Source organism: Enterobacter sp. RHBSTW-00975 (genome assembly GCF_013615235.1).
Lineage (GTDB): Bacteria > Pseudomonadota > Gammaproteobacteria > Enterobacterales > Enterobacteriaceae > Enterobacter > Enterobacter ludwigii.
Genome location: NZ_CP055883.1, coordinates 520,587 through 544,064, shown reverse-complemented (window position 1 = coordinate 544,064; position 23,478 = coordinate 520,587). Strand labels below are relative to the sequence as shown.

Here is a 23,478-nt window from a genome sequence, read left to right as displayed (position 1 = left end):
GCAAACGTCCGGCCCTGAGGGATCAATCCAGCTTCAGATCGTCATAATGCGTAATCAGTTTACCCACAATGCCGTAGTCCAGCGCTTCTGCCGGAGACATCCAGAAGTTGCGGTCGGTGTCTTTTTTCACTTTTTCCAGCGGCTGGCCGGTGGCGTCAGCGATCAGCTTGTTCACGCGATCCAGCATGCGGATGATCTCGCGCGCTTCAATCTCAATATCCGTCGCCTGACCACGCACGCCACCCAGCGGCTGGTGGATCATAAAGCGGGTGTTGGGCAGAGAGTAGCGGTGCTCTTTTTTCGCCGCCAGGAAGATGGTGATCCCGGCGCTCGCCACCCAGCCGGTACCGATGATGTGTACGTCCGGACGGATGAACTTGATGAAGTCATGGATGGTATCACCCGCTTCCACGTGGCCACCCTGGCTGTTGATGTACAGCTTGATCGGATCGTTGCTCACGCTTTGCAGCAGGATCAGCTGGGTAATGACTTTTTGCGCCAGTTCCTGGTTGATCTCACCGGAGATAACAATCGAGCGGGACTCGAGCAGTTTTTGCTGCAGCGCGCCCGCGCCGTTTGACCCTTCCGCTTTATCCTTATCGCCTTCTTTCAGTGTGTAGTGCATTGTTATGTCCTCAGCATTTAGCGCTCAAAACCAGAGTGTAGCCTGTTTTACCGGTCAAAGTCCTCAGGCGCACACAATGCGAACATCCTGCGCCGCAAACGCGTCGATAACGTCCTGTTTAATATTCGCGTCCACCACCAGCACATCAATGTCGCGGCTCTTTGCCACGACAAAGCGCGCCACGCCGGGAAGCTTGTCAGCAGTCAACGCCACGATGGTCTGGTTGCTCTGGGCGATCACCGCTTTTTTGAACGCACAGTCGGCAAAATCAAAGCCGGTCAGCCCCATCTCAGGATCCATCGCACAGCCACCGATAAAGGCCTGATCAAAGATAATCCCCTCAAGCTGGCTTGCAGCCGTGGCACCCACCGTCGCGCCGGACGCCCGCTGGATCTGCCCGCCGGTGATGATCACCTCGCACAGCGGATGTTGCAGCAGCGCGGTCGCGATGGCCGGGGAGTTGGTCACCACCGTCACGCTGAGTTCGGCAGGAAGGGCTTTCGCCAGCGCCAGATTGGTGGTGCCCGTATCCATAAAGATACAGCCACCTGCCTTGATCAGCGTTGCCGCTTTCTGCGCGATTGTGGCTTTTTGTGCACTGTTTTCCTGCTCGCGGCGGCTAAATGTCCCCGCATCCGGAAGCTGAAGTACCGCGCCACCGTAGACCTTTTTACAGAAGCCCTCTTTGCTAAGCTCATGTAAATCACGGCGAATGGTGTGCTCGGAGACCTTCATTTGTGTCGCCAGTTCGGTGCACACCACCCTTCCGCTCTCCTGAAGGATCTGACGGATCAGCGCTTGTCGTTGCTCCGGAAAAGCAGCATAATCGAGCATTATAAGTCCTTTAAAATAACAAAACCGAGCATCAAAGCGCATAATGTTGCACTGCGCGTGCTCTGTCAATCAGCACTCACCGCGAGGATAACAATGAACATTGCCCATGTTGCACTCTGGACCCGACACCTTGATGCACAGGTACAGTTCTGGGAAACGGTTTTTGGCGGACGCCGTAATGAACGCTACCTCAGCAAAAATCGCCCGGGCTTTGCGTCACATTTTATTACCCTGGATGGCGGTCCAACCCTTGAACTGATGACGGTTCCGGACCTGCCCGACGCCCCGGCTCATCCGGAGTTTATTGGCTGGGCACATATCGCCATTCACGTCGGCAGCCAGGCTGAGGTGGACCGTATGGCGGCGCAGGCGCAGTCAAACGGCACCCTGCTCAGCGCCCCCCGCATGACCGGGGATGGGTTTTATGAGGCGGTGATTGCGGACCCGGACGGCAACCGGATTGAGCTCACAGGAGAGTAAAAGACATAACGCCTGCCATGCAGGCGTTAATGTTTAATTCACCGTGGCCGGGCGCGCCAGATTTTCCTCGCCCTCACGTTGCTGCGCTTTCTCGTGCTGACGTTCCGCCAGCAACCGGCAAATCTCCGCATGCTTCTCCTCGGTAAAGGTAAAGCGCGACATAAACCCAAGCCGGATCAGCGAGCCGATGGCGGGCAGCAGACAGATACCAAAGAACAGCCCCGACAGCACGCCGTCACTCTGGGTTTGTGCCTGCGGGACATAGCCGATCATCGTCAGAAACACGCCGATTAACCCACCGCCGACCGCCACCGACATCTTGCCGGTAAAGGTCTGTCCGGAGAAAGTGATCGCCGCACAGCGCTTGTGGGTGTGGTACTCCGCATACTCGATGGTGTCGGCAATCATCGACGAGGTGAGAATGTTGGACATCATCACAAACAGCGTACTCAGGCCAAGCAGGATAAACAGCATCGCCGTCTGCTGATAGCCCACAAACCACATCACCACGCGTACCGCGACATCCAGTCCGCAGAGGATCATAAACAGCTTCCGCTTCTGCATTCTGCGCGTCAGCATCGGGGCGACGAGACACACCACCGCCGCCATAATCCCCATCACACCGATCGCCATCTGCAGGCTGCCGTCACCCATATTGTTGATAAAGAAGTAGATGTAGAGGCCGCCGGCCACGTTATGGAACACGCAGAAGAAGAACGACAGCAGAACGATAAACAGCGGCTTGTTCTGGCGCAGGTTATGGAAAGTGTCACGTATCGTCACCTTTTCCGGACTCGGCGGCACACGCTCCTTAATCTGCATAAAGCCGTTGAGCATCAGCGGCAGGCCGACCAGCATCATCACCAGCGCCGCCATAAAATAGCCTTTGTCGTTGCTGTACTGGGCGAAGAACGCCGCCAGTTTTGGGAAGAAAATATTGGCGCAGGCGATTCCGGCGTTAACCCCCAGCATGGCCGCCGTCACCGCGCGGGTGCGCTGCCCGGAGTCATTAGTCATCACCGACGACATCGACCAGAACGGGATATCAGAGATGGCGTACAGCGTTCCCCACAGAATGTACGTCACCCCGGCGTAGAGAATTTTGGTGGTCATGTCCGCTTCGATTTTATAGAACGACAGCAGCGTGACGCCGGTAATGAGTAACGGGGCGATCAGCAAAAAGTGGCGAAACTTGCCGAACCGGGTGTTAATGGTGTCCATTATGCTGGCAAATAGCGGGTCGTGAACCGCATCCCACGCGCGGGCAATCAGGAAGATGGTACTCGCCGCCAGCGCCGAAATCCCGAGCACGTCGGTATAAAAATAGTTAATAAACGAACCCACTAGACCAAAGCTAAAACACTGACCTAATCCATAACCAAAATAAGACCACAACTCGCGAGACGGTATTTTCATTGTCATTGCCATAGTGCGTACCTGGTTGCCCGGCGGCAGGCCGCCGGGTCGATATTATTAGCCCTGCGCTTTCGGGGCGATCTTACGGAGCTTCTTCATTAAGGCCATTTCACTGCGCGAGAACGGGATACCGTTCTCCTCAAAGACGTCGTGGAACCAGAGGCGGCAGTAGTCCGTAGACTCCTTCATCACCACCGGCCACGGCAGCCACGTCTGGGTTTTACCGCGCACCAGCCCCCACTGATACGGCGCGACCTTCGCCGTGTACATCAACGGGAGCTGCTCCTCGAGGGTGCTGCCCACGTGGCGGGCCAGCCATTCGGTGCAGAAGATTGGTCGCCCAAGCGCCTGCAGCTGCTGGATAATCGCGGTCATGCGTCCGGTGTTGGTGTAAGCGTGGAAGCTCACCACATCGGATAGCGCCAGCGCGGTTTGATCCAGCGGATGCTGATAAAACGTCTCGCCCTCCTCTTCCGCCGGCAGACGCCACGCGCAGACGGTGAGCGGCTGAGTGGGATCCTCTTCACGCACCCACCGGAACGCCAGCTTCATCAGCTCATGCGCGCAGGTCTCCAGCTTCGCGTCGTACTGCACCTCCTGCGTACCGGTCGCAAAAATGCCGCGGTTGCCCGGCTCGTTATACAGATCCCACAGCAGTACGCGCTCATCGTTGCGGAACTGGCGGATAACGTCGCGGATATAGCGCTCAATCTGCGGCCAGCAGTCGGGATCGCAGACTTTATCGCGCCCCGGGCTCGCTGCCGCCTGGCTGTTGTGCTTGCCCGGTACCGGCGGTTTTTGCGGCCCCAGATACGGTTCATCGCCGGAGAAACCGCAGTCGTCCATCAGGGTCAGCATGGTGCTGAACCCGTGGCTGTCGGCCATCGCCAGAAACGCGTCGATGCGCGCCATCAGGCCGTCGCGGTCGTGTTCCCAGACAATAAACGGCAGGTTGATGCGCAGGGTGTTGTAGCCCGCCTCCGCCGCCCAGCCCAGTTCGCGATCGATGGTATCGGCATCGAAGGTCTCTTCCTGCCAGATATCAGTCCAGTTCACCGCCGTCGACGGTAAATAGTTAAACCCACACAGCCAGCCTTTTTGCTGATACCACGCCTGTGCCTGCTCCCTGCTCCACTGCTCTTTCATTACGCGTCCTCTTACTGATAATATTTAGCTAATAAATATTAGTTGCGGGATAAATGCGCAATTCATGACGCTCCGAAAAGCGACAGCCTTCACAAAGTTCATGCAGGCGCGAATAAGAAACGTGATCGACGGCGCGTAAGCGAACAGTTAGGGTATGATGCGGTGTCGCGAGAGGGAGAGGACGGATGAAGCGAAAAACAAAAGTCACGATGAACGATATTGCGCGGGCGGCGGGGGTGTCGCAGGCGACGGTATCGCTGGTGCTCAACCAGTCCCGTAACATCAAGCTCAGCGACGAGACCCGCCAGCGGGTGATCGGCGTGGCGACCGAGCTCGGTTATGACCGCCTGCCTGCCATTCACGCCCCGCGCAACCAGGAGGAAATCGCCCTGCTGGTAAGTTCCCTGCAAAGCTTTGATCCGTTTATCGATGCCATCAGCCAGGCGCGGGAAGCCGCATGGCGCAACGAAGCGCTGCTGACGGTGTACGACTACGGTGATGACGTAGAGCTGGCGCTGAACATTATCCGCCAGCTGGAGAAGCGTAACTGCGTGGGGATCATCCTCGCCTCCCCCGTTACCACCCTTGTCGACATGACCGCTTTTCAGGACTGCACCCGCATTCCACTGGTGCTGCTCAATCAGCGCGATCCCGGCTCGCCGCTGCTGCCGTCGTTTATTCCGGACGACTACGCCAACGCCTTCCAGGTGACCAAACACCTGATCGCCTGCGGTGCTACGCGTATCGCCCACATCACCGGCGAGAGCTGGATGGAGGCCTCCCGCCAGCGGCTGGCCGGCTATCAGGCCGCCTTACAGCAGGCCGGTTTAGCCTGTGACGAGGGTCTGGTGCGCCAGACCAACTGGCAGTTCAGCGAATCCTTTACCGCCACCACCTCTCTGCTGGCGCTGGACAAACGCCCGGACGCCATCTTCTGCGCCAGCGACTGGCTGGCGATCGGCTGCTATCAGGCGCTGGCGGTAAACGGCGTGCGCATCCCGCAGGATATGCTGCTGGCGGGCTACGACGACCAGAAGATCTCCGAGCAACTCACCCCACCGCTGACCAGTATCCAGCTCCCCTACAGCGAACTCGGACGGCTGGCGGTGGAGTACCTGTGCAATCAGGAAGATGCCGCCACCCATGTGACGCTGGCGGGCAGGCTGAAGGTACGGACATCAAGCCTCGTCTGAGGTGAAGACCATTCCGGCATAGGGTTTCTCCCGGCACGCCGCCAGCCGCGCGGCGAGGCTGCCCACGTGCAGTTCCAGCTTGTGCCCGTCCGGGTCGAGAAAATAGAACGATGCCCCCTCGCTTTTGTTTTGCTTCCAGACGGTAACGCCCGCCTGCTCCAGCTTGTGCGAGAACGGCTCAAAATCTTCCGCCGCAACGGTAAACGCGTAGTGGGTATAGTCGCTCTCCTGCGGCGGCACATACTGGCGCGCCTCGTCGTACGACAGGCAGACCCACAGATCGCCGCTGGTAAGATAGGCCCCGGTATTCCAGCGGGCGTGCAGCGTCAGCCCCAGCAGCTCGTGCCAGAAGGTGATGCTTTTTTGCAGGTCGCTGACCGCGAGGGTCAGATGGTTGAGTGATTGCAGCATGACGTGCCCTTTTGTTTTTTGCGCCAGACATGGTACGGTAACTTCATGAACATAAACCACGCCGTGCTCACCATAAACCGCTGGTGGCTGCCTTCTTAAAGGCGGCACGGAGTAGTTTTCCCCATTTTCAGATAGCCGCCGAAAGGCGGCTTTTACATTTCTAAGACCCCTTTCGGCACTTGCACATTAAGGAGTCTTTATGAACGTTCAAACCATCCTCACCGGCGACCGCCCAACCGGCCCGCTGCACCTGGGCCATTTCGTCGGTTCGCTGCGCCAGCGCGTGGCGCTTCAGCAGACGCATAACCAGTATGTCTTGATTGCCGATCTGCAGGGGCTGACCGACAACGGCAGCAACCCGCAAAAAATCCGCGACAACATCCCTGAAGTGCTCGCCGACTACCTCGCCGCCGGCATCGACCCGAACCTGACGACACTCTGCCTGCAGTCCGCCCTGCCCGCTCTCGCCGAGCTGACAATGTTGTATATGAACATCGTCACCGTCGCCCGCGTCGAGCGTAACCCGACGGTGAAAAATGAGATTGCGCAGAAAGGCTTTGCCCGCTCGCTGCCGGTCGGTTTTATGGCCTACCCCATCAGCCAGGCGGCGGACATCACTGCGTTCAAAGCCGAGTGCGTCCCCGTCGGCGACGACCAGCTGCCGATGATTGAGCAGACCAATGAGATTGTGCACAAGATGAACAGCCTGTTGCCTGCCCCGGTGCTGCGCCACTGCAAAGCGATGCTCAGCGACACCGGCCGCCTGCCCGGCATCGACGGCAGCGCCAAGATGTCGAAATCACTGGGCAACACCCTGCACCTTTCTGCCAGTGAAGAGACGATTCACCGTGCGGTCAGTGCCATGTACACCGACCCGAACCACCTGAAGGTGAGCGACCCGGGGCAGATTGAGGGAAACGTGGTGTTTACCTACCTCGACGCGTTTCATCCGGACAAAGCGAAAGTGGAAGCGATGAAGGCGCATTATCAGGCGGGCGGACTGGGTGACCGGACATGCAAGAACGAGCTGGAAGCGTGCCTGCAGGAGCTGATTGCACCGATGCGGGAACGCAGAGCGATGTACATGCAGGATAAAGGGGAGCTGATGGCGATGCTGAAGCGCGGCACGGAACGGGCGCAGGCGGTGACACAGGGGACGCTGAGGGAGGTGAAGGTTGGGCTGGGGGTGCCGGTGTTTTGAACTCGCGATTACAGTCGTCTTCTCCTCAGTCGACGCCTGCATCTGTGGCCTTCACAACCAGAACCACCGCACTCTCGCAGCAGTGGCGGCGGTAGTGAGTCTGGAGGGATGGCGTCAGGGGATATCTCTACCGATGCGGCTAGCCGCCCTGCTCAATGGTCTGGACGGCGCTGATATCCAGGATGTGAACAAAACATGTTCTCACCCTGTTTAGCCCTTTTTCACCTCGTAATCCGGTAGCGAGAATCGAGTGATAAAGTTATTAAGTGCGTTGGTATCAGGTAACGCGGTCAGCGCCCCTTTGCGCGTTGTCGCGAGGGCACCGCAGGCGCTGGCCTGAGCAATGGACTGGTGGAGTTGTTCAACATTCTGCGGCATCCCGCGATGTGCAATCCAGGCCAGCAACCCTGCGACAAACGCGTCGCCAGCCCCGGTTGTATCAATACTGTTGACGGTATAACCGTCGAAATGAATAACGCTGTCGCGCCACAGCACCATGGCACCTTGCTCACCGTAGGTCACGACTTTAAGTTGCGCGGGCAGAGCATTGAGAGCATTAAGCGCATGGGAAAAATCGTGAGAGCCTGTCATCCAGTGCCATTCTTCTTCCGAGAGTTTAAGAATGTCGGCCTGGGCGGCGAAATGACGCACCGTCTCGAGCATTTCATGCTTATCGGGCCACATTTGCTCCCGTAAATTCACGTCGAAACTCAGTAATCCCCCACGCTGTTTTACATGGCTGATGGCGGTGACGAGCGTATGACGACACGTTTCGGCGACCAGGGCCAGAGAGCAGAAGTGCAGAATATCGTCGCTAAAGTCGGGCAGCGCATCGGGTGTTAAAAATTGATCCGCGGAAGGGTTGGTTAAAAACGTAAATCCACGCTCGCCAGCGCGGCCCAGAGAGACCAATACCGTGCTGGTTCTGTGCTGATTATCCAACTGCAGACTTTCGGTTGAAACGCCTGCGTCAGACAGCGTTTTCTTCAGAAAATAACCAAAGTCATCCTCACCGACCCGGCCAATAAAACCACTCTGGCAGCCCAGACGCGCAGCGCCAATTGCCACATTGAACGGGGCTCCTCCTGCGCAGGCCTGATATTGCATGTCTGAAAGCGGTAGAAGATCCACCACTGCATCGCCAAGAGTCCAGATATTCATGACATTTCCTCAATAATAATTAACTTTTTAAATGCGACCTGCGGGAAGGTCAGTTTTTTAATAGTGCTTAAGCGTGAACAGGTGCCATGGATTATCCAGGCATACGGTTTAAAAGTTATAATCCAGCATCAGCTTATATTCGGTGGTAACAGCCTCACCGTGGGTCACCCAGCTTCCGTCCTGTTTTATCAACGAGCCAGTAACTTCTCCGGACACGGTAAAACGAGAGGTCAAAGGGTAATTCGCCGATACCTTCAGGAAGCGGTTGCGGGTATTCTGGAAGACTTCGCCATCTTCAGGCTGCGCATTGTATTTCTTATAATGGCCATACCCGCCGCTGAGCGTTGGAGCATTTGGGCCAAGCTACTGCGATGGTTAAGTTAGGGTGAGGGCTTCAAAAGCCTTTCATTTTGCTTCGGTTGCTTACTGGGCACGGATCAATTAATGCATTTTTTATAAGGAGATAACTGCAACCGTCAACAGTATTTATCGGAAATTATCAAAACCAGATGTGTTTTAGTACTTAAATATTCGGGGCAGATGATACACCCAGAATTTAAACATCGACAATTAGCACGTTAAGGAAAACCCAAAAGGCAGCTTATTCAACATGCCGTCTTTCTGAGCAAAATGTGGGTATGTCTAATCATTTTAACTTTGGATCCATTTAATGTGTTGCGTGATGCCTTGCTCTAAGTTGAAAAGTACAAGCTGAAGTTTAGATCCAGAAATTGACATTGCTCAAAAAAATATTTTTATCATTGTGCAGTTCGTCATGATCGTCACAAACCTACAGAAACAAATTAAGGAGGTAATGAGCTGTTTCTCTTAGGGTATATTTTAGTTAGCCTCATGTTCATATGATAGTCAAACAAAATTAGATTAAAAGTTTAGTTAATACTGTTTTATTTAAAATGATATAGAGGAGTAATGTAAATGATTAAATGGATGCGGAAAGTTTTATTGTCAGATTGCACCCCCTCAGTTATATGCTTTTTTTTACTATTAAAAATGGATTATTCAATATTATCTAGTTGGCCGCAGAATCAATCAATTGATAATAGAGTTAAGCTAGCTTTGTTATTTATACACTTGATTATGATATTTGCAATTCTTTCCCCACTTATAAGTCGGTTATTATCACGTGTAGGTAATGAAAGGTTAAATAAATTTATCGCTCTACCAAAATCGGATAAAAACATCACGTATATTGATTTATATGACTTTTTAAGCGGCCTTGCTTTATCTGCGTTTTACTTGTCCATCCTACTTTTTACAATGAAGGAAGTTTACGAGGTAACTGGATGGGTTATTTCCGGCATATATGTTTTTTTAATGTTTATTTCTGCCATTTCAATTGCCTCACTTTCATTAATGAGATTTATATGGATGTTTGTTAAATATAATAAATATACCTATTCAGTTGTTGCTTTACTTGCGAGTAGTATGTGTATGGCAGTTCTAGGTGTAGCCATGAGAATGGCCTCATAATGCTCAACTCGCACTTATTGTAGAAAAATCACAATAGCAAATAGGAAAAAATAGTTTTACGACAGGGTACTTTATTAGTTTTCATTCCTGTCTTTATAGATAATAGGGTTAAAAATAGTACTTATTAATTGTCAAATAAACAGTCTAGGCGCAACGACGACTTTGTGTTGAGATTTTACCTTCGCTATAAAGTCGAAAATTACATGGGCGTAAAGTCCGTTTCACGCCCTAAAATGTTCAACGAGATCCAGTAAAGACGAGTTTTGCAATTCTAGTACCAGAATTATTTCGTTTCTTCATGGCGAATTCTGATCCGCCCGCATTGTTAAATGATCCACATCTATTTAACAATTATTTTTATCTTAGAAACTGTTTCCCGAAGTCAAACGGACTAACCCCCCTCTCCCGATTGGCATCCAGATAATCCGCCCACCACTGTAGCATCAGCCTCCTCTCTCCCAAATGCTCCGCCTTATGGATGTAAGCTGCCCGAACAGAGCTACGCTCCTGATGGCTCATCTGCCTCTCCACCGCATCCCTCGACCACAATCCTGATTCAATAAGTGAACTACACGCCATAGTCCTGAATCCATGCCCACAAATTTCCGTTTTCGTGTCATAGCCCATCACTCGTAGAGCCTTGTTCACCGTGTTCTCACTCATGGGTTTACGCGGATCGTGATCTCCTACGAAGATCAGGTCACGGTTCCCACTCATACTTCTGATCTTTTCCAGAATGGCCAGCGCCTGGCGCGACAAGGGAACAAGATGTGGAGTACGCATCTTCGAACCGCGCTGAGAATGCTTGACTCCTTCCAGTGGCTCACGCTCACCGGGGATCGTCCACATGGCCGTTTCAAAGTCTACTTCTGACCAACGGGCAAAACGCAGCTCACTTGAACGGATGAAGACCAACAAAGTGAGTTCAGCAGCCAATCGAGTTAAGGGTCTGCCAGAATAGTGATCTATGCGGTGAAGTAATTCGGGAATACGTTCAAGATCCAGAGCCGCACGGTGCTTTCTTTTAACCGTAGCAACCGCACCAGCAATCTCTTGCGCGGGGTTGTAGTCGATTAAGCCGCTCTGAACGGCAAACCGCATAATCGCAGTAGTTCGCTGTTGCAAACGAGCCGCAACTTCGAGTCGTCCGGATGACTCCACCGCTTTGATGGGTACAAGCAGATCCCGAGTCTTCAGTTCCGCAATATTCCGCTTACCAATGGCAGCAAAGAGATTATCCTCTAGGCTCTTCAATACACGAGCGCTATGCGATGCCGACCATTTCTGGTTGCTGGCATGCCAGTCTCTGGCGACCACTTCAAACGTTATCGCCTCTTGCTCCTGCTCTACCTTAACGGCTTTCTTGTTCTCACTGGGATCAACACCATTAGCTAATAGCTTACGGGCCTCATCCCGGCGTGCCCTGGCATCCGCAAGCGAAACTTCAGGATATTTTCCCAATGCCAGCATTTTCTCTTTGCCGCCGAAGCGATAGCGAAGCCGCCAGTATTTGGAGCCGTTCGGGTGAACCAGCAATATCATGCCGTCGCCGTCAGTTAGCTTATAGGCTTTTACTTCAGGCTTAGCCGAACGAACCTTCACATCACTCAGAGCCATGATGAGTATCCTTTCAAGGGTTCTGTGTGGGTACAAGCATAATCGAACCGGTATATACCCGCAGTTGTACCCGCATCAGTAAGTTGATGTAGATTGAATCAGGTTGACTTAGGTTGAGTGAAAAAGCGAGGAAAGCCTTGCGGATACTGGATTTCAGGCACAAAAAAAGACGTCCGTTGACGTCTATTGATGTTCCGATGGTGCCGAAGGCCGGACTCGAACCGGCACGTATTTCTACGGTTGATTTTGAATCAACTGCGTCTACCGATTTCGCCACTTCGGCACTGAAGGGGATGCGGAAACGTTGTGGATTATACCTGTCGCGCGCCGCCATGCAAGCGGCGACGCGCTAAACCTACGCTAAGTGCCCAAAAAACCAGCGCCCTGTCATTCTACCTCGGAAACCGCCAGTCGAATCACGCCTGCCGCCTTCTGCTCTGGCAGCGCCAGCACCTTCGCCCACATCTCCTGCACCATGTCGCAGGAGAGCTTCTCTTTGCCCACCGCCTTCTCCGGCATCAGCAGCAGCTGGATGTCCTCGCCGTATTTGTCGGCCAGCGTTTTCATAATCGGGCGGACATCCGTCACCGCGGCTTCGCGTTCTTCCGGGGTCACGGTATGGCGATTTTTGCCATAGGCCGCGCGCATCATGTCGGCGTCGGCCTGCATGCGCCGCGTCATCAGGTCTTTATCCAGCATGCGCATCGGGTTGACGCCCCCTTTTACCGCCGGGTAGAGGAAACGGAAACAGGCGTCGTCGCTCACCTTCTGGATGGCGGCGGTCTGCTCCATGTTGATCGTCATATAGTTCACCACGTTAGCGTCCGGCGCGTTTTGCAGACGCGACATCTGCAGATGCAGGATCTGCGGCTGGATGGTGTCGATAATCTTCTGTTCCGGCTCGCCGGCTTTTTGCAGGGCCGCCATCTGGTCAAGAATGCGCTGATGAAGCACAGGCTCCTGCTCTTTAATCACCTGCCAGGCGGGCATTGCGTTGAGGGTGGTATCAAGCTGCTGTTCGGGGGTGTGCTGGCGTTGTTTGTCGAAGTAGACCCAGAACGCCACGACGGCGGCCAGGAGAGTCACCACGACTATACGGATCCACGTTTTATTCATCTCGCATCCTTTTCTTTTCGCTATGCCGGTTTACACCGGCACGCCGCTGTGAAAGCGAAACTCGTGGTCCGGTGTCGAGATAAGTGTGGCTTCAATTTCGCCAAAAAGCTGTATGCGCGGTGAGATATCGTCGTCGCTCACCTGTTGGGCAAGCGTCAGGTAGTCCTGATAGTGGCGCGCTTCCGAGCGCAGCAGCGAGAGATAGAACTTCTGCAGGTCTTCGTCGAGGAACGGGGCCAGCGCGGCGAAACGCTCGCAGGAGCGGGCTTCGATGTAGGCACCGCAGATGAGCTTGTCGATAAGCGTCAGCGGTTCGTGCGTGCGCACCGCTTTCAGCATCCCTTTGGCGTAGCGGCTGGCGGTGATTTTGACGTACGGAATGTCGCGCGCCAGCATCGCCTCGCGCACCTGCCAGAAGTGATGCAGCTCTTCTTTGATCAGCAGCACCATGCTGTCGATAAGCGCCTGGCCCCACGGATCGTCGGTTTTTGGCATGACGCTTTTGCCAATCTGCTTGTGCAGGGCCACAAAATCCGGTTCCGGGCCTTCGCGGAAGGTGAACGCTTCGTAGGGTCTGAGCCAGTCGAGCAGCGCGTCGGCACCGCTTTCATCGGCGACGTATTTGCGCACCAGCAGCAGCGCGGTCTGGGCGGCCTTGAGCTCGCACACCATGTGGTCGGTGAGCAACAGCGGCAGGTTTGCCGGGTCGCGGGCGTGATCAATCCATGCTGGCGGGGTCGGGCACTGGAGGAAGTTAAGAACGGGGGCGAGTATCTGCGGGTAATCCATGGTTCTGCCTTGAAAAAGCGGTGGCACGCGCCACCGCCTGAAACGCTTAGTGACGCACGCCGTCGTCGTCTTCGTCGATGAAATCTTCGTCGTCGCCTTCTTCGCCGTCTTCACCGTTCGGATCTTCGAAGTAGGTTCCCCAGCCGTCGTATTCCACTTCAAACTTCTCGGCCAGGTTCATCAGCTGTTCAACCTGAGCGTCGATCAGCTCTGCTTTCAGCGCGCCTTCGCTCAGAATATCGCAGCAGATGACGGTGTCGCCCTCTTCCACTTCCAGCTCTTCCGGCTCGGTCACTTCGTAACCCAGTTTGAAAGCTTCTACCGCCAGTTTTTCCAGCGCGTCGAAATCGTCAGCAGAGAAATGGTGCTCGATGGTGTACAGCGCGTCCGGATCGCTACCGTCTTCCAGCAGTTCTTCGATAATCAGGCGCGTCTCTTCGCGTTGCTCTTCCAGGTGTTCCGGGTTTGCCATGGCTCATTCCTCTTTAAAGTGCGGCAGATACTTCTATTTTCACACACGGACGGGTTTGCCTCCACCTTTGTTGGAAAGATTTGTGAAACGGGGTTGCAAATGAATAATTAGACATATAAAGTGAATTTTAATTCAATAAGTGGCGTTTGCCATGTGAGGATAAAATGTCTGATCTGTACAAGAAACACTTTCTGAAATTGCTCGATTTTACCCCTGCACAGCTCAATTCCCTGCTGACCCTTGCCGCTCAGCTTAAAGCCGATAAAAAAAAGGGTAAGGAAGTACAAAAGCTTACTGGCAAAAACATCGCGCTCATCTTCGAAAAAGACTCAACCCGTACACGATGCTCTTTCGAAGTTGCCGCATTTGACCAGGGCGCGCGCGTCACGTATTTAGGGCCTAGCGGCAGCCAGATTGGGCATAAAGAATCAATTAAGGACACCGCGCGGGTACTCGGGCGGATGTACGATGGCATTCAGTATCGCGGTCACGGCCAGGACGTGGTCGAAACGCTGGCGCAGTATGCAGGCGTGCCGGTGTGGAACGGGCTGACCAACGAGTTCCACCCGACGCAGCTGCTGGCGGATCTGCTGACCATGCAGGAGCACCTGCCGGGCAAAGCGTTTAACGAGATGACGCTGGTTTATGCGGGCGATGCGCGTAACAACATGGGTAACTCGATGCTGGAAGCGGCAGCGTTAACCGGGCTGGATCTGCGTCTCGTGGCACCGAAAGCCTGCTGGCCGGAAGAGCGCCTGGTGGCGGAGTGCAGCGCGCTGGCGGAGAAGAATGGCGGGAAGATCACCCTGACGGAAGAGGTAGCGGCCGGCGTGAAAGGGGCGGACTTCATCTATACCGATGTGTGGGTGTCGATGGGCGAGGCCAAAGAGAAGTGGGCCGAGCGGATTGCCCTGCTGCGCGGGTATCAGGTGAACGCGCAGATGATGGCGCTGACCGGTAACCCGGACGTGAAGTTCCTGCACTGTCTGCCGGCATTCCATGACGACCAGACCACGCTGGGTAAGCAGATGGCGAAAGAGTTCGATCTGCACGGCGGGATGGAAGTGACGGACGGGGTGTTTGAATCGGCGGCGAGCATTGTGTTTGACCAGGCGGAAAACCGGATGCATACCATTAAGGCGGTGATGGTGGCGACGCTTGGGGAGTGATCCTCTGTAGTCTTGTGCCCTCCCCCCGGCCCTCTTCCACCGGGAGAGGGCGTAAACCGGCGCCACTTCATTGATTTTTCCGCCTGAAAAAGGTACGTTTTCGCCTTAATTCCTGCGTGGACATACCAGCATTATGCCGATTATTCAGTCTGTTGAACGTGCGTTGCAGATCCTCGACCTGTTTAACGAGCAGGCCACCGAGCTTAAGATCACCGACATCAGCAAACTGATGGGGCTGAGCAAAAGTACCCTCCACTCGCTGCTGAAAACCCTGCAGCTTCACGGCTATATCGATCAGAACCCGGAAAACGGTAAATATCGCCTCGGCATGAAGCTGGTTGAGCGCGGCCATTTTGTGGTGGGCTCAATCGATATTCGTCAAAAGGCGAAAGGCTGGCTGACGGAGCTGTCGCAGCGTACCGGGCAGACCACCCATCTGGGGATCCTGGACGGTCGTGAAGGCGTTTATATCGAGAAGATCGAAGGCAAGCTGGCGGCTATCGCCTATTCACGCATTGGTCGTCGGCTGCCTGTTCACGCCACCGCCATCGGCAAGGTGTTGATTGCCTGGCTTGGCGAGGCCGAGCTGAACGCCCTGCTTGAGGGCTATCAGTACACCACCTATACCCCTTCCACCCTTGCCTCCCGCGACGCGTTGCTGGACGCCCTCGCCAAGACCCGCGAGCAGGGTTACGCCTTCGACCGCGAAGAGAACGAGCAGGGCGTGCGCTGCGTGGCGGTACCGGTGTGGAACCATGAATCCCGCGTGATTGCCGCCCTGAGTCTGTCGACGCTGACGTCACGGGTGGATGACGCCGAACTGGCCAGCTTCCGCGAGCAGCTTCAGCAGGCCGGGCTCCAGCTCTCACGCGCGCTGGGTTACCCGGCCTGAGCCGCTATTTCGTGAGCGGTTCGTAGGTGAAGTAATCAAAGTCAGCGTGGCAGCCGTCACCGCTGATGTCTTCGCAGTGCAGGCCGACAAACGCGCCGGTAAAGAAGCCGCGCCCACCGATGTAGTCATCCGACAGTTTCCACGCTTCATACGTCACCGGCACGGTGTGCCACGTCTCACCGTCAAACGAGTAGCTGTAGCGGTAAACCAGGGTATCGACGTCAACCCGTAACCAGATGCTCTCTGCGCTGTCCGGTACCGGGATCGGCTGTTCATGCAGAGGCCACGACGGCACGTTGTGGTCAAGCTGGATCACTTTAATCGTCCTGCCCTGCCCCTCTTCGTAGTCCACAAAGCAGTAGCTCCAGTTTTTACTGTTGTAGTAGCAGGTCAGCCCGGCACTTTGCTGGAAGTGAACCGGCGAGAACTGCATGCGCGTCTCTGCCCGGAAGGCGAAGTGCTGCCAGCGGCGTGCCACGGTCGACTGGGTAAAGGTCGAGTTGAGCGAGTCGTTGCCGTATAGCCGCAAATACCCCGGGCGCACGCTGAGCGAGCCGAGGGTGTCGTCGAACGGAATGCGCAGGGTCTGCAGCTCGGGGTCAAGCGTGCTGCCGTCGAAATCCTCCCGCCAGCTGTCCCGGGAGGCGGCGGGCTGCTCCGCTATCTGCGGGCCGGGGACGGTCAGTTGCGCGTGTTTGCCGCAGTCAACGTACGGCCAGCCGTCGCGCCATTCGATGCGCGCAATGCCGGTCTCGCGTCCCAGCGGGCAGTAGCCGCGCCCGCCCGAGGCCAGCAGCGGTATGCCCGGCAGGCGCAGCGGTCGGCTGGTGAGGTAGGCCATATACCACTCCCCGGTGTGGGTCTGCAGCAGCGAGCCGTGGCCGCTCTTCTGCAGCGGGTTCTCCGGCAGATGCCAGCTGGTCATCATCGTCACGTCCGGATGCAGCTCGTACGGCCCGTCGAGCGTTTTTGAGCGCAGCACCACCACCGCGTGTTCATAGCTGGTGCCGCCTTCGGCGACCATCAGGTAGTACCAGCCCTCTTTACGATAAAGGTGCGCCCCTTCGGTGTAGCAGAGCGGCGTGCCGGTAAACAGGGTTTTGCGCTCGGGCGAAAGGGTACCGGTCTGCGGGTCAAACTCCTGCATCACGATGGTGTTATGCGGGTTACTGTGATGGCGCGGCCCCCACGGCCGGTAGAGGTAGTATTTGCGGCCATCGTCGTCGTGGAACAGCGACGGGTCAAACCCTCCGTTGCCCATCGGGATCGGTTCGCTCCACGGCCCCTCGATGGAGGGCGCAGTGACGAGGAAGTTACGGCCATTTTTCCACGGCGAATCGACAATTTTCACGTCGGTGTACAGTAGCCAGAATTGGCCATCGGCGTAGCTCAGACACGGTGCCCAGATGCCGCCGGAGTCCGGGTTGCCCTTCATGTCCAGCATCGACACCCTGTCCAGCGGCGTGCTGACCAGCGACCAGTTCTTCATGTCGCGGGAGTGGTAGATGCGCACGCCCGGAAACCATTCAAACGTCGAGGTGGCGATGTAGTAATCCTCCCCCTGACGGCACAGGGACGGATCCGGGTTGAAGCCGGTGAGGATCGGGTTTGTTATCGTTGTCATGTTGCCTCCTGTTAATGGGATGCGGCTGTCGCAGCGTCGGGCACGGCGTCACCCTGCGTTGCACGGTGCTTAATCAGCTGCTGGCTGATGGCCGCCACGCGGGCGTCGGTGAGTTTGTAGAACGACAGCATGATGAACATGCCCACGTAGAGCACCACCGGCACCACGCAGAACAGAATTTTAATGGTGGTCAGCACTTCGACCGGCTGCACGCTGCTGCTGGCGGAGTAGTTCACATACGCCAGGATCCAACCCACCACCGCACCGCCAATCGCCAGACCGATCTTCAGGCTGAACAGATAGGTGGAGAACACCAGCCCGTCGAGGCGGCGACCGCTGCGGCTCTCCTCGTAATCCACCACGTCAGAGGCCATCAGCCACTGCAGAGGCGTGGTGGTGTTAAAGACGAACAGGAACAGAATGTTAAGGGCGAAAATCAGGGCGATATGTTCGGCCGGGATGAAGAAAATCAGCAGGCTGATCAGGGAGTAGGCCACGATTATCCACTTGAAGGCGGTCACCCGGTCAAAGCGCCCCAGCAGGCGGGATGAGCAGAGCGAACCAAACATGGTGGCGAGACTGCCGTAAAGCAGAAACTGCGTCGCCATCTCCGGGTGATCCATGACGTACTTCACGAAGTAGAGCGTCGCCCCGCCGCGGACCACGTTGGAGCAGGTCGCCATCATTTTGAACGCACACATAATGCGCCACTGGGTATTGCCGAACAGAAGCTTGAGGTCTTTCGACACCGACGAGCCCGGCTGCACCTCAAAGGTGTAGCGCTCTTTGGTGGTGAAGAAGCAGACGTAGAGCAGCACCACGCCGCTCAGCCCCAGCACGCACATGGCGCCGAAATAGCCGACCTGCTCATCGCCTTTACCAATGATGCTCACCAGCGGCAGGGCAATGCCACTGATGGCCAGCGAACCCGCCGCCGCGAGGAAAAAGCGCCAGGACTGCAGCGCGTGGCGCTCTTTCGGGTCAGCGGTGATGACGCCCGGCATGGCGCAGTAAGGGACGTTAACGAAGGTGTAGACCAGGGTCAGCAGAATGTAGGTTATGCAGGCGTAGATGATTTTACCCTGCGCGGAGAAGTCCGGCGTGTAGAAGGTCAACACGCAGACAATCCCAAACGGGATCGCGCCCCACAGCAGGAACGGACGGAACTGGCCGTGACGCGTGCGGGTGCGGTCAACCAGCAGCCCCATCAGCGGATCGGTGACGGCATCCAGCACGCGGGAAACTAAAAACAGCGTCCCCATAATGCCCGCCGACAGGCCAAACACGTCGGTATAGAAATAGGCCAGCAGGAACATGGTGGCCTGCCAGACAAAGCCGCAGGCGGTGTCACCCAGCCCGTAGCCAATTTTATCTTTCATGGTTAATTGCATCATTACCCCCAACGGCAGTACGTGGAACAGTGCAAACGCCAGGGTCCTGATTCAGGCAAATAAATGCCCGGTGCATCATCAGGAATACACCCTTATTTCGTGTGCTGAATTCACAACATCGTGTTAATAGAGTGTAATTAAGTGTTCAATTAACCGACAATGGTCATATCTTATTTCTGAATTATGATATTTTGCTTTTGTGACGCCACTCGACATCCTGATATCATTTAAAGACTTTGTTTTTCATGCAATTACATTATTTTCGAAATAATAAAAAACAGACATGCAAAAGCCGTCCACGGAATATTTTCCGTAGACGACAAGAGCCAGAAATATAATTAAAGGCCGAGCGCTTTTTTACCGGCGTTAATTACCTCGATGATTTTATCGGTGTCATAGATACACCCTTTCCAGGTGCCGCCGCTCACCGACTGCAGAGCCGCCCACAGGCGGGTATCGTCCGGCAAAAATGCATGGGCGTGCAGGTCAGGATGCACCGGACGCGACGCCAGCACGCGCGCCCCCTCTTCCGGCGTCAGCGGCTGTTCCGCCGTGCCGATAAAGTTAACGCTGCCCGTTAAGGACAGGCGGTCGACGCTGATCTCAATGATATCGTTGTCGCGCAGCTTGCCGATGGGGCCACCTGCCAGCGCTTCCGGCGACACATGGCCGAAGCACGCCCCGGTTGATACCCCCGAGAAGCGCGCATCGGTGATCAGCGAGACCGTCTTGCCCCACGAGATATGTTTCAGTGCGGAGGTCAGCTGGTAGGTCTCTTCCATGCCGGTGCCGGACGGGCCTCCGCCAATCACCACCATAATATCGCCCTGCTGGATCGCTTCCTGCTTAATGGCCTTGATGGCCTGCGCTTCAGAGACAAACACCCGCACCCGGCCGGTATGGCGGTAAACGCCATCGTCATCCACAACAGACGGGTCGATGGCCGTGGCTTTGATCACCGACCCTTCGGGCGCGATATTGCCGGTCGGGAAGCAGACCGTCGAGGTCAGGCCTTTCGCGTGGGCGCGCTCAGGCGGCAGGATCACGTCATCCGGATCGACGCCATCCTGCTCGCGCAGGCACTGACGAAAACGCGCCCGACGCGCTGAGTTTTCCCACCAGTCGAGGTTATCCCCGACCGTCTGGCCGGTAACGGTCATGGCATCTTCATGCAGCAGCCCCAGCTTGCGCAGATGGAGCATCACCTCCGGCACGCCGCCCGCCAGGAAAGCACGCACAGTCGGGTGGTAGTCCGGGCCGTTTGGCAGCACGCTCACCAGACGCGGAACCTTACGGTTGATGCGCGTCCAGTGCGCCACATCCGGAATGGTGCAGCCCGCCGCATGGGCAATCGCCGGGATGTGCAGCAGCAGGTTGGTGGAGCCGCCAAACGCCGCGTGAAGCACCATGGCGTTTTCAATGGCTTTGTCGGTCAGGATATCGCGGGTCGTGATCCCACGGTTATCCAGCTCGCTCACCGCCCGCGCAGACTGACGGGCAATCTCCAGCCACACGGCCTGCCCGGACGGGGCTAGCGCGGAGTGCGGCAGCGCCAGACCCAGCGCTTCGGCCACCACCTGTGACGTTCCCGCGGTGCCGAGAAACTGACAGCCGCCGCCGGGTGATGCGCAGGCGCGGCACCCCAGCTCGGCGGCTTCCTGCAGCGACAGCTCATGGTTAGCGAAACGCGCACCAATGGTCTGCACTTTTCCGGCATCTTCCCCCACGGTAGGCGGCAGCGTCGCCCCACCCGGCACCAGAATGGTCGGCAGATCATGCATGGAGGCCAGCGCAATCATGGTCGCGGGCAGCCCTTTATCGCAGGTTGCCACGCCGATCACCGCGCGCCGCGTCGGCAGGGAGCGGATCAGACGACGAAACACGATCGCCGCGTCATTACGGTACGGCAGGGAGTCGAACATGCCGTGGGTGCCCTGAGAGCGTCCGTCGCACGGATCGCTGACGAAGGCCGCAAACGGGATCCCACCATTACGGGTGATCTCCTTCGCCGCCGCCTGCATCTGCATGCCAATCTCCCAGTGCCCGGTGTGGTAGCCCAGCGCAACAGGTCGTCCGTCCCCGGCGCGAATGCCGCCCTGCGTACCGATAATCAGCACCTCTTTGCCGGTCAGCTTGTTGGCGTCCCAGCCCATACCGGCGTTTTGCGTCATGCCAAACAGGTTACCGCTGGGGGATTCCATAAGCATTTGCGGCGTCAGCGGCAGCGCCCCCTGCGGCCCGGCCGCATGGGTGATGACGGCATAAAACGCATCGTCCTGTGGGGTGAAAATTTTCTCAATGGTCATCGTCATCTTCCGGCTCAGCAGAGCTTGAGCTGTTGCAACAGGGTTTTCAGCTGCGCCTTACGCGGTTCATCCAGTGGCGACGCGGGCGGCAGCACGTATGTGGAGATCGGGCGGCCGCACAGCACAATCGCCTCTTTAATGACGTTCACAAACGGCGTATCGAGCTGATACATCTGCGGTATTTGCAGCAGGATCTGGTGGTATTCGGCCGCCTTCGCCACCTCCTGGTCACGCCAGGCCTTCAGCAGATTCACCGACACCTGCGGAGCAAAGTTACCGCTGGCCGAGATCGCGCCATCGCCCCCCAGCAGCAGCGTATTAAACAGATGATCGTCATAGCCGCACAGCACCGTGAAGTGCGGATGGGCAGATTTGACGTTGTGGATCATGCTGCGCAGATGGGCGACGGAATCGATCGTGTCTTTGATGCCGACAATATTGCTCCGCGAGTCGGCCAGGGTTTTGACCAGCGCCGGAGTCAGATCCTGCCCGGTCAGCGCCGGGAAGTTATACAGCATTACCGGCAGCGTGACGCTGTCTGCCACCTGTTCGAAATAGCGGATCAGATTCGATTCAGACACTTTCCAGTAGTACGGGTTGATCACCACGATCCCGTCGGCGCCGGCCTGCTGCGCATGCTGGCTCAGTTCAAGGGTTTCCCGGGCGTTGGTGCCACCGGTGCCGATCAGCACCGGCACCCGGCGATCGACATGATCGATAGCAAACCGGGCAATGGTTTTACGCTCTTCGGCGTTTAGCTGGGAGAACTCGCCGCCGCTGCCCAAAAAGAACAGGCCATCGACGCCTGCGGCGATCAGGTCGTCGATCAACGCGGCAGTGCCGTGTTTATCAAGCTGTCCATCGGCGGTAAAGATGGTGGAGACAGGGGGAATGATTCCCGTGAACAACGCGGTCTGCGGCATGAGATCTCCTTGCTGAATTATTTTGTTCTACATTATAGAACAGCGTTCATTAATTTAACGATCATACTATGACGCAGAAAAAGCGCAGGTAAATGGGAGGCGAGGAGGGAGTGCGGAAAATATAAGCTGGATCACATAATGACGGGCTGCGGCCTGATGCTTTCACCCTCTCCCACCGGGAGAGGGAACATTTCACCCTTCTCTTACGCTAACAGGGCTTACCCCACCAGCATTTTCACTACCACTTTACGCACCTTCGCAGGCGCGCCCACCGCGCACAGCGGCTTATGCACTTCACCCGGATAGAACACCACAAAATCACCTTCACTTAACACCACCGTTTTCTCCTGCCCGCCCTCGGGCAAAAACGCGATGTCTTTATCCGCCAGCCAGTCGGTGTCCGGCGTACCGTGCGGCAGGGTACTGAAGGTCATCCCCTCCTGGCCTTTCATGATTATCTGAATATCCAGATAGCGGGCGTGATACTCAGCGCGGCGCTCGGCAAACGGCTGGGTCATATCTTCAGACACCAGATAAAACAGGCTGTTGCCGTCGATGTCGTGTTTGCCGCAGGGGGTAGCATCGGTAACGTGCGCCTTGACGTACTCGATAGCCTGACGCAGTTCTTCAGGTAGCCAGGACTGCAGATGATGGATGTTGCCAGCGATCATAAATAAACCCTCAATATAAAACAGCGTTTCATTTTAATCTTTTATACGAGAATTCAGACTGTCCTACCACCGCTTTTTCGATGAGTTTTGCGCGAGCGCATGTTTATCGGGAAATGTGTTACTTCACTGTTAATCGCTCACAGGCATTTATGCAGTCTTTATGCATAACCTCAGCCCTCCGCTTTCAGGCCGTGATGCTAACTTACTGATCGTATACGCTTCATAGCAAAACTCTCTGTGACTTCACACTTTATCATTTTGGTAATTTGCTATTAAATCCCATAATTATTTATTGATTTTTCTTAAGTCGAAAATAGTTAATGGATAATAGTGCATAGTCATTCTGCGCGCCGTTTAATTATCATTAAAATCAATAGCATAACTAAATATGTCAAAACATTAAATTCTACAAAATAATAACAACTCCAAATAATGCCAACGGATCCTGCTTAGCTATTCACCCGCAAATATAATCAAATTAATCATTATCTGATACGAATCATGCAAATGAAAACAAACTCCTTAATAGCTATTCTCACGTGAGCGACGT

At 55.6% G+C, this 23,478-nt stretch carries 22 protein-coding genes, 1 tRNA gene and 1 pseudogene; 7 read left to right on the top strand and 17 right to left on the bottom strand.

Annotated elements, in window-relative coordinates; all coding sequences use genetic code 11:
* Window positions 1–22 precede the first annotated feature (22 nt).
* Window positions 23–625: an ATP-dependent Clp protease proteolytic subunit gene (locus HV340_RS02585; RefSeq protein ID WP_014168451.1), complete on the bottom strand. Its 603-nt coding sequence runs from the start codon at window positions 623–625 to the stop codon at window positions 23–25.
* Between the two features lie 63 nt (window positions 626–688).
* Complete coding sequence (locus HV340_RS02580) at window positions 689–1,459, bottom strand: DeoR/GlpR family DNA-binding transcription regulator (protein WP_020885337.1); 771 nt, start codon at window positions 1,457–1,459, stop codon at window positions 689–691.
* Between the two features lie 93 nt (window positions 1,460–1,552).
* On the opposite strand from HV340_RS02580, the gene HV340_RS02575 reads away from it, so the two are divergent.
* Entirely contained in the window at window positions 1,553–1,939 is a 387-nt protein-coding gene (locus HV340_RS02575) for a VOC family protein (RefSeq protein WP_032681743.1), read from the top strand.
* 33 nt (window positions 1,940–1,972) lie between these two features.
* Here HV340_RS02575 and HV340_RS02570 read toward each other — a convergent pair whose 3' ends face one another.
* Both HV340_RS02570 and HV340_RS02565 read right to left on the bottom strand, forming a co-directional pair.
* Window positions 1,973–3,367, bottom strand: a complete 1,395-nt coding sequence (locus tag HV340_RS02570) for an MFS transporter (protein WP_020885339.1) — start codon at window positions 3,365–3,367, stop codon at window positions 1,973–1,975.
* A 45-nt stretch (window positions 3,368–3,412) separates the two neighbouring features.
* A complete protein-coding gene (locus tag HV340_RS02565) occupies window positions 3,413–4,501 on the bottom strand; it encodes a cellulase family glycosylhydrolase (protein ID WP_151887991.1) in 1,089 nt (362 codons plus the stop codon).
* A gap of 185 nt (window positions 4,502–4,686) precedes the next feature.
* Here HV340_RS02565 and HV340_RS02560 point away from each other — a divergent pair, with 185 nt between their 5' ends.
* A complete protein-coding gene (locus HV340_RS02560; RefSeq protein ID WP_073397102.1) occupies window positions 4,687–5,694 on the top strand; it encodes a LacI family DNA-binding transcriptional regulator in 1,008 nt (335 codons plus the stop codon).
* On the opposite strand, the gene fosA is transcribed toward HV340_RS02560, so the two are convergent.
* On the bottom strand, window positions 5,680–6,105 hold the full coding sequence (gene fosA, locus HV340_RS02555; RefSeq protein WP_073397218.1) for a FosA/FosA2 family fosfomycin resistance glutathione transferase: 426 nt from the start codon (window positions 6,103–6,105) through the stop codon (window positions 5,680–5,682). The genes HV340_RS02560 and fosA overlap by 15 nt on opposite strands.
* A gap of 199 nt (window positions 6,106–6,304) precedes the next feature.
* Here fosA and trpS point away from each other — a divergent pair, with 199 nt between their 5' ends.
* A complete protein-coding gene (gene trpS, locus HV340_RS02550; protein ID WP_181216281.1) occupies window positions 6,305–7,306 on the top strand; it encodes a tryptophan--tRNA ligase in 1,002 nt (333 codons plus the stop codon).
* A gap of 210 nt (window positions 7,307–7,516) precedes the next feature.
* Here the strand turns inward: trpS and HV340_RS02545 are convergent, their stop codons facing one another.
* Together HV340_RS02545 and HV340_RS02540 are read right to left on the bottom strand one after the other, a co-directional pair.
* Window positions 7,517–8,467, bottom strand: coding sequence for an aminoimidazole riboside kinase (locus tag HV340_RS02545; protein ID WP_113656626.1), 951 nt, complete (start codon window positions 8,465–8,467; stop codon window positions 7,517–7,519).
* 108 nt (window positions 8,468–8,575) lie between these two features.
* A pseudogene (locus HV340_RS02540) lies at window positions 8,576–8,812 on the bottom strand (OmpG porin family protein); the annotation flags it as partial.
* Between the two features lie 591 nt (window positions 8,813–9,403).
* Between HV340_RS02540 and HV340_RS02535 the strand changes: the two are divergent.
* Window positions 9,404–9,958: a hypothetical protein gene (locus HV340_RS02535; protein WP_151887284.1), complete on the top strand. Its 555-nt coding sequence runs from the start codon at window positions 9,404–9,406 to the stop codon at window positions 9,956–9,958.
* A 357-nt stretch (window positions 9,959–10,315) separates the two neighbouring features.
* Here the strand turns inward: HV340_RS02535 and HV340_RS02530 are convergent, their stop codons facing one another.
* The 5 genes from HV340_RS02530 to rraB all read right to left on the bottom strand — a co-directional run bounded on the left by HV340_RS02530 (window position 10,316) and on the right by rraB (window position 13,952).
* Window positions 10,316–11,575, bottom strand: coding sequence for an integrase arm-type DNA-binding domain-containing protein (locus tag HV340_RS02530; protein ID WP_151887285.1), 1,260 nt, complete (start codon window positions 11,573–11,575; stop codon window positions 10,316–10,318).
* A 198-nt stretch (window positions 11,576–11,773) separates the two neighbouring features.
* A tRNA-Leu gene (locus HV340_RS02525) sits at window positions 11,774–11,858 on the bottom strand.
* 104 nt (window positions 11,859–11,962) lie between these two features.
* A complete protein-coding gene (locus HV340_RS02520; RefSeq protein ID WP_181216280.1) occupies window positions 11,963–12,691 on the bottom strand; it encodes a topoisomerase II in 729 nt (242 codons plus the stop codon).
* Window positions 12,692–12,721: 30 nt separating this feature from the next.
* Window positions 12,722–13,480, bottom strand: a complete 759-nt coding sequence (gene miaE / locus HV340_RS02515; RefSeq protein ID WP_151887286.1) for a tRNA isopentenyl-2-thiomethyl-A-37 hydroxylase MiaE — start codon at window positions 13,478–13,480, stop codon at window positions 12,722–12,724.
* A gap of 46 nt (window positions 13,481–13,526) precedes the next feature.
* Window positions 13,527–13,952, bottom strand: a complete 426-nt coding sequence (rraB, locus tag HV340_RS02510; RefSeq protein WP_014168417.1) for a ribonuclease E inhibitor RraB — start codon at window positions 13,950–13,952, stop codon at window positions 13,527–13,529.
* A gap of 120 nt (window positions 13,953–14,072) precedes the next feature.
* On the opposite strand from rraB, the gene HV340_RS24325 reads away from it, so the two are divergent.
* The 3 genes from HV340_RS24325 (at window position 14,073) to xynR (ending at window position 16,013) form a co-directional block, all read left to right on the top strand.
* The gene (locus tag HV340_RS24325; RefSeq protein WP_223399268.1) at window positions 14,073–14,147 is read left to right on the top strand and encodes a hypothetical protein; all 75 of its coding nucleotides are present in this window, start codon (window positions 14,073–14,075) and stop codon (window positions 14,145–14,147) included.
* Window positions 14,117–15,121 carry an ornithine carbamoyltransferase gene (gene argF / locus HV340_RS02505; protein WP_049023681.1) on the top strand — a complete coding sequence of 335 codons (1,005 nt, stop codon included), beginning with the start codon at window positions 14,117–14,119 and terminating at the stop codon, window positions 15,119–15,121. The genes HV340_RS24325 and argF overlap by 31 nt, the downstream gene beginning before the upstream one ends.
* A 133-nt stretch (window positions 15,122–15,254) precedes the next feature.
* Entirely contained in the window at window positions 15,255–16,013 is a 759-nt protein-coding gene (xynR, locus tag HV340_RS02500; protein WP_049023683.1) for a DNA-binding transcriptional repressor XynR, read from the top strand.
* 4 nt (window positions 16,014–16,017) lie between these two features.
* On the opposite strand, the gene HV340_RS02495 is transcribed toward xynR, so the two are convergent.
* The 5 genes from HV340_RS02495 to HV340_RS02475 all read right to left on the bottom strand — a co-directional run bounded on the left by HV340_RS02495 (window position 16,018) and on the right by HV340_RS02475 (window position 22,928).
* Window positions 16,018–17,637: a glycoside hydrolase family 43 protein gene (locus HV340_RS02495; RefSeq protein ID WP_049023684.1), complete on the bottom strand. Its 1,620-nt coding sequence runs from the start codon at window positions 17,635–17,637 to the stop codon at window positions 16,018–16,020.
* An 11-nt stretch (window positions 17,638–17,648) separates the two neighbouring features.
* Window positions 17,649–19,031, bottom strand: coding sequence for an MFS transporter (locus tag HV340_RS02490; RefSeq protein WP_072126504.1), 1,383 nt, complete (start codon window positions 19,029–19,031; stop codon window positions 17,649–17,651).
* 335 nt (window positions 19,032–19,366) lie between these two features.
* On the bottom strand, window positions 19,367–21,334 hold the full coding sequence (gene yagF, locus HV340_RS02485; protein WP_049023685.1) for a xylonate dehydratase YagF: 1,968 nt from the start codon (window positions 21,332–21,334) through the stop codon (window positions 19,367–19,369).
* 14 nt (window positions 21,335–21,348) lie between these two features.
* The gene (yagE, locus tag HV340_RS02480; RefSeq protein ID WP_049023686.1) at window positions 21,349–22,257 is read right to left on the bottom strand and encodes a 2-keto-3-deoxygluconate aldolase; all 909 of its coding nucleotides are present in this window, start codon (window positions 22,255–22,257) and stop codon (window positions 21,349–21,351) included.
* Window positions 22,258–22,475: 218 nt separating this feature from the next.
* Window positions 22,476–22,928 carry a YhcH/YjgK/YiaL family protein gene (locus tag HV340_RS02475; RefSeq protein WP_014168409.1) on the bottom strand — a complete coding sequence of 151 codons (453 nt, stop codon included), beginning with the start codon at window positions 22,926–22,928 and terminating at the stop codon, window positions 22,476–22,478.
* Window positions 22,929–23,478 lie beyond the last annotated feature (550 nt).